We start from the raw sequence: 7,347 nt of genomic DNA on the forward strand, positions 1-7,347 counted from the left end.
TGTGGCGAGCCGGTCGAGGCCGAGTGATGGTCCGCGCGAAGCTCTGTGGGCTCGGTACCGAGGCGGACGTCCACGCAGCGGTCGACGCCGGCGCCGACGCGGTGGGGTTCGTCACCGACGTGGACGTGGACACGCCCCGAGAAGTCGCCCCCGAGCGCGCGGCAACGCTGGCCGACGCGGTGCCGCCGTTCGTCACGACCGTCGCCGTCACGATCCCCGACAGCGTCGCGGCCGCCGTCGAGGTCGCCGACCGCGTCCACCCCGACGCGATCCAGATCCACGGCGAGTTCGGCCCCGAGGACGTGCGGGTGATCCGCGAGCGCGCGGGCGTCGACGTGATCGTCGCGCTCGGCGCCGACGAAACTGCCCGCGCCAGCGAACTCGAGGGCGTCGCGGACGCACTGCTCGTGGACTCGCTAACCGACGAGGACGCCGGTGGGACGGGGGAGACCCACGACTGGGAACGCACTCGCGAGCTTCGCGAGAGTCTCTCCACCCCACTCGTACTCGCCGGTGGACTCACCCCGGAGAACGTCCGCGAGGCAGTCGAGACGGTCGATCCCTTCGCCGTCGACGTGGCAAGCGGCGTCGAACGCGACGACGAGCCGGGACGAAAGAACCACGACGCGCTGGCGGCGTTCGTCCGCGAGGCTCGGGCCGCAGTCGAAACCGCGCCCGCCGCGGAGGGTATCTGATGCCGACGTTCGACCGGTCGCGCGAGGCGTTCGAGGCACTGTTCACTGGCGTCGACGGTCCCGCGGTCGCCCGGCTCACGGCCACGCTCGACACCGACACGGAGCCGCTGTCGGCCTACGCCGCCCTCTCCGACCGCAGCGACCACACGTTCCTGCTCGAGAGCGCGGAGAAAGTCGCCTCCAGCGACCCCGCCGGCGCGTTCGCCCCCGCAGAGGGCCACAGCGACGCCGGCGACGACGACGCCGACCGACACGCGCGGTTCTCGTTCGTCGGCTACGACCCCGAGGCGCTGGTCTCCGTCTACCCCGACCGCACCGAGGTCGAGGGGTTCGGTCCGGCGGCACGCTTCCTCGACGGCCTGGACGCCGACGCCGGGGAGGAGGTCGGTGCCTGCGGCGAGGAGCTGAACGACCCCGACACGCTCGACCGCCTGCGACTCGCGCTCCCGGGCGTCGAACGCGTCGGATTCGAGGCCAGCGACCGCCAGCGCCTCGACGGTGGCCTCGTCGGCTTCCTCGCGTACGACGCAGTGTACGACCTCCACCTCGACGAGGTGGGCGTCGAGCGGCCCGATCCGGTCGTCCCCGACGCGCAGTTCGTGCTCACCACCCGGACGCTCGCGTTCGACGACCGCGAGGGCACCGTCGAACTGGTGTTCACGCCGATCGTCGGTACCGACGACGACCCCGGCGCCGTCTACGACCGACTCGTCGCGGAGGCCGAAACCGTCGCCGGCGATCTCTCCGCCGCCACGGAGCCAGAAACCGGTGGGTTCGACCGCGAAGCCGACACGTCCGGCCCCCGAGACGAGTACGAAGCGGCCGTCGCCGAGATGCAGGAGCACGTCCTCGACGGCGACGTGTATCAGGGCGTCGTCTCCCGGAGTCACGAGATTACGGGCGATCTGGACACGCTCGGACTCTACGAGTCGCTGCGGGAAGTGAACCCCTCGCCGTACATGTACCTGCTCTCCTTCGGCGACCGATCGGTCGTCGGGGCGAGCCCGGAGACGCTCGTCTCGGTGACCGGTGAACGGGTCGTCTCGAACCCCATCGCGGGCACCTGCGCACGCGGCGCCAGCCCCGTCGAAGACCGACGGCTCGCGGGCGAACTGCTCGCCGACGGGAAGGAGCGCGCCGAACATACGATGCTGGTCGACCTCGCGAGAAACGACGTGCGGCAGGTGTCCCGACAGGGGTCGGTGCGCGTCGAGGAGTTCATGAACGTGCTCAAGTACAGCCACGTCCAGCACATCGAGTCGACTGTCACCGGACGGCTCCACCCGGATTTCGACGGGTTCGACGCAACCCGGGCGGCGTTCCCGGCCGGGACGCTCACTGGCGCGCCGAAAGTCCGCGCGATGGAGTTGCTCGACGAACTCGAGGCCGATCCCCGGGGGATCTACGGCGGCGGCGTGGGCTACTTCTCTTGGACCGGCGACGCCGACACGGCGATCGTGATCCGGACCGCGACGGTCGAACACGGGGACCCCGACGAGGTTCACGTCCGCGCCGGCGCGGGCGTCGTCGCCGACAGCGAGCCCGAAAGCGAGTACGAGGAGACCGAACAGAAGGTCCGCGGCGTGTTGGACGCGCTGGAGCGGATCGAAGGGGGTGAGCCATGAGCACCCCGACGACCGACGACGGCGACGCGCCGACGGTGCTGTTCGTCGACAACTTCGACTCGTTCACGTACAACCTCGTGGAGTACGTCGGCGAGGGCGCGCCCGACGCCGACGTGGAAGTCCTGCGGAACACCGCCTCGCTCGACCGAGTCCGGGAGATCGACCCCGACGCCGTCGTCATCAGTCCCGGCCCGGGCCACCCGCGAAACGAGCGCGACGTGGGGCTCACGATGGACGTGCTCCGGGAGGTCAGCCCCGACGTGCCCACCCTCGGGGTCTGCCTCGGCCTCGAAGCCGCCGTGTTCGAGTACGGCGGCGAGGTGGGGCACGCACCGCGACCGATCCACGGGAAGGCGTTCCCGGTCGAACACGACGGCGAGGGTGTCTACGCCGGCCTCGAACAGGGGTTCCAAGCGGGTCGCTACCACTCGCTGGTCGCGACGGACGTGCCCGACGAGTTCGAAGTGACGGCGACGACGCTCGACGATCCGGAGAACGGCGACAGCGAGGAACTGGTGATGGGTGTCCGCCACCGCGAGCACCCGATCGAGTGCGTGCAGTTCCACCCCGAGTCGGTGCTCACGGCCGTCGGCCACGACGTGATCGGCAACTTCCTCGACGGCGCGCTTCCCTGATCCGTTCTTAGAGGAACGTCGTCACCAGCCAGAGCGCGCCGATCAGCACCGACGCTATCAGTACAAGTTTCCACGCGATGCTGAGCACGACTCTACCGACGAGGATCACGATACCGATAGCGATGACGGCGAGCAGCGCCTGACCGATCGGCCCCTCCGGCATCGGTAGCTGCAGGAGCGCCAGCGACGCCGCCGGGAATGTGGTGGACATACTCCGAGGTGGGCCGCGCGACAGCATAACTCTGGGGGCCGACTTCAAGTATGAGAGCGGGACCAGCCCCCGTGTGCGTTGAGAACTGCCGTGTCGGGGACGAGGCGGGAGCGCGACACACCCGACACGGAACGAGGGTCGCCTGTTCGCCCTACGCGAAGTCCTCGTAGCGTGGCTGCTCGCGATCGCCGGGGAACTCGCCGACGGGTGCGGTGGTCTGGTCGCCGCTCTCCATCTCCTTGACAGTCACCTCGTCGTTCGCGAGGTCCTGCTCGCCGACGATCACGACCGTCTCCGCGTTGATCGAGTCGGCGTACCCCATCTGGGCGCCGAAGCTCCGATCGGACACGTCGGTCTCGACGACGTTTCCGGCCGCCCGGAGCTCACGGGCGATCCGGGCGGCCACCTCGCGGGTGTCGCCGACCGTGAGCACGTAGTAGTCCGTCGAGACCGCCTCCTCGGGGAAGACGCCGGCCTCCTGCAGGAGCAGCGGCAGCGTCGAGTTCATCACGCCCGGCGCGACGCCCACGGCGGGGGTGGGCTGGCCGCCGAAGGACTCGATCAGGTCGTCGTAGCGACCGCCGCCGAAGATCGCCCGGGAGACGCGGTCCTCGGTGTCGAAGCACTCGAACACGACGCCAGTGTAGTAGTCGAGGCCACGGGCGGTCCGGAGCGACACCCGGCAGTGCTCCCGGACGCCGAAGTCCTCGGCCGCCGACAGCACCGCCTGCAGGTTCTCGACGGCGTCGGTCAGCGTCGGCCGGTCGACCTCGGCCAGCAGCGCGTCCAGATCCTCGTTTCCGGCCGCGAGCAGGTCGTCGAACGCCTCCGCGTCCTCGATCGAAAGTCCGGCGTCGGCCAGCAGGCCGAGGTACTCCGCGCGGTCGACCTTCTCGCTCTTGTCGACCGCCCGGATCGCCTCCTGCACGTCGACGTCCTCGTCGAACGACCGGAGGAGCTCGCCGAGGATGTCCCGGTGGGAGACGCGGAACTCGAACTCCGAGGCTGGCAGCCCCAGCTCCGAGAGCGTGTCCGCGGCGAACGCGAGGATCTCGGCGTCGGCCTCCGGCTCGGCGGAGCCGAAGATGTCCACGTTGGTCTGGTAGAACTCCCGGAACCGCCCCTGCTGGACCTGCTCGTAGCGCCAGAACGGCCGCGTGGAGAACCACTTGATCGGCTTCGAGAGCGCCTGCTGCTTCGCGACAACCATCCGCGCGACCGTCGGGGTGAGCTCGGGGGTGAGCGCCACCTCGCGGCCGCCCTTGTCGGTGAAGTTGTACAGCTCGTCGACGATCCCCTCGCCGGACTTGTCGACGTACATCCCCACGTCCTCGAGCGCCGGCGTGGCGATCTCCCGGAATCCGTAGCGCCGGGCCACCTCCTCGGTCGTGTCGACGACTTCCCGACGGGCGGCCATCTCGTCGGGGTAGAAGTCCTTGAACCCCTTCAGGCGGTCGTACATGCCCGAGAGTTCCGGCCGCCGGCGCTTGAATCCTGTGTTAGGCCAGCCCGCGGACGATCGTCTGGTCGTGGTCGGGGAACACCGCCTCGACGGTGTCCTCGCCCTCCCGCTCGCGGATCAGTGCGCGGAGCTCACCCTCGTAGTCGGCGCGGGCGATCTCCTCGCTCGGGCCGGTCTCCACGTCCAGCTCCTGATCCACCAGTCGGTCGACTGCGCCGCGGCCGAACCCAGCCAGCGGCGAGAGGTAGTCGATCCCGTGGCGGTCCTCCAGACTCTGTGCGGTGGCGCGGGAGACGGTCGGCACCCGGTCGTCACGCCGGGTGCCGTCGGCGACGGCGACCACGTCCCGCTCGGCGACCACCTCCAGCGCGTGCTCGTGGACGCGCTGGATGCCGTTCCGCGGGTAGCCGTCCTCGATCATCCGATCGACCGCCTCCTCCGCGACGTCACGGTCGAGCTCGACCGTGTCGAACGGGAACCCCAGCGCGTCGGCGGCAGCACGGGCGTTCTCGAACTCCTCGGTGACGCCGAAGTGGGCGGTCACGAGCGTCACGTCGTAGAAGCGGTCGAGGATCAGCGCCGCCAGCGAGGAGTCCTTGCCGCCGCTGTAGAGGAGCGCCAGCTCCATCAGCGCCGGCGGATGTCGAAGCTCTTCTCCTCGGGCTTCAGCTCGCGGAGGATCTGCTTCATCCGGTCCTCGTCGATCTTCCCCTGCAGCCGGCCGCTCTGGGCCAGCGCGGTCACCTGTCGCTTGACCTGTTCGGCGAACTCGGGCTTGCTCATCTCGACGGCGTTGAGCCGCTGGCGCGCGTCGTCGGTGAGGTGCTGTTTCAGCAGCGCGTCCTGCTGAGCCTTGGCGCGCTCCTGCTGCTCCTTGGCGGCCTGTCGCTGTGCGTCCTCGCCGCCGGCTTTGTCCTGCAGCTCTTCGAGTCGCTCCTGGCGAAGCTCTTCGAGTCGGTCTTCGTCGGGGTTGCCACTCATGGGTAGCTGTTACTGCTCTCCGCGCAAAACGGTTGCGGCGTCGTTAAGCGTACTTCTGGAGCTCCGGCCGGTCGAGGTCCTCGAGCGTCTCGCTCGCGACGGTGTCGAGCAGGCTCCGCCCCTCGTCGGTCACGCGTCGGCCCTCACCCTTCGCCGTCTCCACGAGGCCCTCGTCCTCGAGCTGCTGGAGCGCGGTCCGGATGATCTTGCGGGAGCCGCCGGTGTGGTGGCTACCGGAGACGCGGTAGCGCGTCGTACCGCTCTTCGAGCCGCCGTACTCCGTCGCGAGTCGCTCGACACCGACCGGGCCGCGGACCGCGACCTTCCGCAGGAGGCTGGCCGCGCGAACGTGCCAGAAGTCCTCCTGCTGGGGCGGGAGTTCGCGGTCGACACTCGTCTTGGTGAACTCCGCCCAGTCGGGTTCCTCGATACGGCCGTCGAGCTCCTCGGCGAGGGCCTCGATGAGGTCCTCCGCCGGAACGTCGTAGAGGGTTGCCATAGGGAGGAATTCTTCCCTGTTCCGGATAAACCCATCGTATCGGTGTCCCGCGAGGGTGTCAGGCGCTGGCGCGGGCGCCCGCGCCGACCGTCCCCATCACCAGACCACCGAGCACGACCGGCACCCAGAACACCGCGCCGCGGTAGATCACGACCGCCGCGAGCGCGACCGACTCGGTGACGCCGGCAAGCGGCGCCGCCACGAGCAGCGCCACGAGGACGATTTCGATCCCGCCGGCGCCGCCGGGCAGCGGCGTCATCCCCGCGATGGCGCCGATCGGGACCACGAACATCACCGCCGCCAGACTCACCGGCTCCCCGATCGCCCGGAAGGCGAGCCACAGTCCCGACATCTGGAGCGCCCAGCCGAGCGCGGAGAACAGCAGCGCGAGCACGAGCCCCCGGGGGTTCGTCGCGACGCGCTCGATCGCCTCGAAGAAGTGGCTCACGCGCGTCTCGATCGCCGTCCGACCGGGGTCGGAAACCCGAGGGACGTACCTCCCGGCGAGCCGGCCGGCACGCGCGCCGATGTTCACGACCGTCGTCTCGACGCGCTCGTGGTTCCGCCAGCCGAACACGAGGGCAGCGACGACGACGACTGCCAGCCCGACCACGACCATCGACGCCGACTCCAGCCGCGCGTTGAACGTCGTCTGGGTCGCGAAGTAGCCCATCCCCAGCAGCGCGAGGATGATCGAGGGGACGAAGTTGAGCGTGTCCACGCTCGCGATGGCCGCGAGGCCGGTGCCGTAGTCGGTGTCCGTCACCTTCGAGATGAGCAGCGCGGTCACGGGTTCGCCGCCGGCCTGGCCGAACGGCGTGACGTTGTTGTTGAACATCGCCCCCGAGAACACGAGAAACGTCTTGATCGGCGAGACCTGCTGGCCGAGCACGCCCAACACCGTTCGGAGCGCCAGCCCCCACGCGAACAGCCACGCGACCGTGACGGCGACGACCAGCCCGACCGTCGCCGTGTCGGCGTCCCGGAGGTACCGCAGCAGGTCGCCGACGCCGACGAAGTAGAGCAACAGCCCGAGCACGCCGATCGCGGCCGCGAAGCCGAGCAGCGTGGCTTTGAGCTGGTCGGTGTCCATGGCGGGTGGAACTCCCGGGACGCGTTTCAAGGCTCCGATGGCGGTCGATGGGGTTTATCCGGAGCCCACGCCCACGCCGAGACATGGACGAGCGAAGCGCGCTGGCGGCGCTGGCGACGACGCTGCCCGCCGCGGGCGACGACGCC

Annotated in this window: 9 protein-coding genes; 3 read left to right on the top strand and 6 right to left on the bottom strand. The window is 69.8% G+C overall.

Going from position 1 to position 7,347, the window contains the following annotated elements; translation table 11 throughout:
• The first annotated feature begins 26 nt into the window (after positions 1-26).
• From ACFR9S_RS10935 to trpG, 3 genes are read left to right on the top strand one after another with little or no spacing between them, the layout of a single operon-like run.
• Positions 27-695 carry a phosphoribosylanthranilate isomerase gene (locus ACFR9S_RS10935; RefSeq protein WP_379818643.1) on the top strand — a complete coding sequence of 223 codons (669 nt, stop codon included), beginning with the start codon at positions 27-29 and terminating at the stop codon, positions 693-695.
• Entirely contained in the window at positions 695-2,320 is a 1,626-nt protein-coding gene (gene trpE / locus ACFR9S_RS10940) for an anthranilate synthase component I (RefSeq protein WP_379818645.1), read from the top strand. The genes ACFR9S_RS10935 and trpE overlap by 1 nt, the downstream gene beginning before the upstream one ends.
• Positions 2,317-2,955 (top strand): anthranilate synthase component II, encoded by a 639-nt coding sequence (trpG, locus tag ACFR9S_RS10945; RefSeq protein WP_379731599.1) that lies wholly within the window; start codon positions 2,317-2,319, stop codon positions 2,953-2,955. Before trpE ends, trpG begins: the two co-directional genes overlap by 4 nt.
• A gap of 7 nt (positions 2,956-2,962) precedes the next feature.
• Here the strand turns inward: trpG and ACFR9S_RS10950 are convergent, their stop codons facing one another.
• From ACFR9S_RS10950 to ACFR9S_RS10975, 6 genes are all read right to left on the bottom strand, one after another.
• The gene (locus tag ACFR9S_RS10950; RefSeq protein ID WP_379731598.1) at positions 2,963-3,166 is read right to left on the bottom strand and encodes a hypothetical protein; all 204 of its coding nucleotides are present in this window, start codon (positions 3,164-3,166) and stop codon (positions 2,963-2,965) included.
• Between the two features lie 151 nt (positions 3,167-3,317).
• On the bottom strand, positions 3,318-4,628 hold the full coding sequence (hisS, locus tag ACFR9S_RS10955; RefSeq protein ID WP_379731597.1) for a histidine--tRNA ligase: 1,311 nt from the start codon (positions 4,626-4,628) through the stop codon (positions 3,318-3,320).
• A gap of 37 nt (positions 4,629-4,665) precedes the next feature.
• Positions 4,666-5,256, bottom strand: coding sequence for a DUF7411 family protein (locus ACFR9S_RS10960; RefSeq protein ID WP_379731596.1), 591 nt, complete (start codon positions 5,254-5,256; stop codon positions 4,666-4,668).
• Positions 5,256-5,609: a DNA-binding protein gene (locus ACFR9S_RS10965; protein WP_379731595.1), complete on the bottom strand. Its 354-nt coding sequence runs from the start codon at positions 5,607-5,609 to the stop codon at positions 5,256-5,258. Before ACFR9S_RS10965 ends, ACFR9S_RS10960 begins: the two co-directional genes overlap by 1 nt.
• A 43-nt stretch (positions 5,610-5,652) precedes the next feature.
• Positions 5,653-6,108 (bottom strand): 30S ribosomal protein S19e, encoded by a 456-nt coding sequence (locus ACFR9S_RS10970; protein WP_379731594.1) that lies wholly within the window; start codon positions 6,106-6,108, stop codon positions 5,653-5,655.
• A gap of 58 nt (positions 6,109-6,166) precedes the next feature.
• Positions 6,167-7,201: a lysylphosphatidylglycerol synthase transmembrane domain-containing protein gene (locus tag ACFR9S_RS10975; RefSeq protein ID WP_379818647.1), complete on the bottom strand. Its 1,035-nt coding sequence runs from the start codon at positions 7,199-7,201 to the stop codon at positions 6,167-6,169.
• Positions 7,202-7,347: the final 146 nt, after the last annotated feature.

It is taken from the genome of Halolamina salina (assembly GCF_042678005.1).
Classification (GTDB): Archaea; Halobacteriota; Halobacteria; order Halobacteriales; family Haloferacaceae; genus Halolamina; species Halolamina salina.

Coding starts and splice junctions, on each gene's coding strand:
- ACFR9S_RS10935 (WP_379818643.1), top strand. CDS start 27: ATGGTCCGCGCGAAGCTCTGTGGGCTCGGTACCGAGGCGGACGTCCAC.
- trpE (WP_379818645.1), top strand. CDS start 695: ATGCCGACGTTCGACCGGTCGCGCGAGGCGTTCGAGGCACTGTTCACT.
- trpG (WP_379731599.1), top strand. CDS start 2,317: ATGAGCACCCCGACGACCGACGACGGCGACGCGCCGACGGTGCTGTTC.
- ACFR9S_RS10950 (WP_379731598.1), bottom strand. CDS start 3,166: ATGTCCACCACATTCCCGGCGGCGTCGCTGGCGCTCCTGCAGCTACCG.
- hisS (WP_379731597.1), bottom strand. CDS start 4,628: ATGTACGACCGCCTGAAGGGGTTCAAGGACTTCTACCCCGACGAGATG.
- ACFR9S_RS10960 (WP_379731596.1), bottom strand. CDS start 5,256: ATGGAGCTGGCGCTCCTCTACAGCGGCGGCAAGGACTCCTCGCTGGCG.
- ACFR9S_RS10965 (WP_379731595.1), bottom strand. CDS start 5,609: ATGAGTGGCAACCCCGACGAAGACCGACTCGAAGAGCTTCGCCAGGAG.
- ACFR9S_RS10970 (WP_379731594.1), bottom strand. CDS start 6,108: ATGGCAACCCTCTACGACGTTCCGGCGGAGGACCTCATCGAGGCCCTC.
- ACFR9S_RS10975 (WP_379818647.1), bottom strand. CDS start 7,201: ATGGACACCGACCAGCTCAAAGCCACGCTGCTCGGCTTCGCGGCCGCG.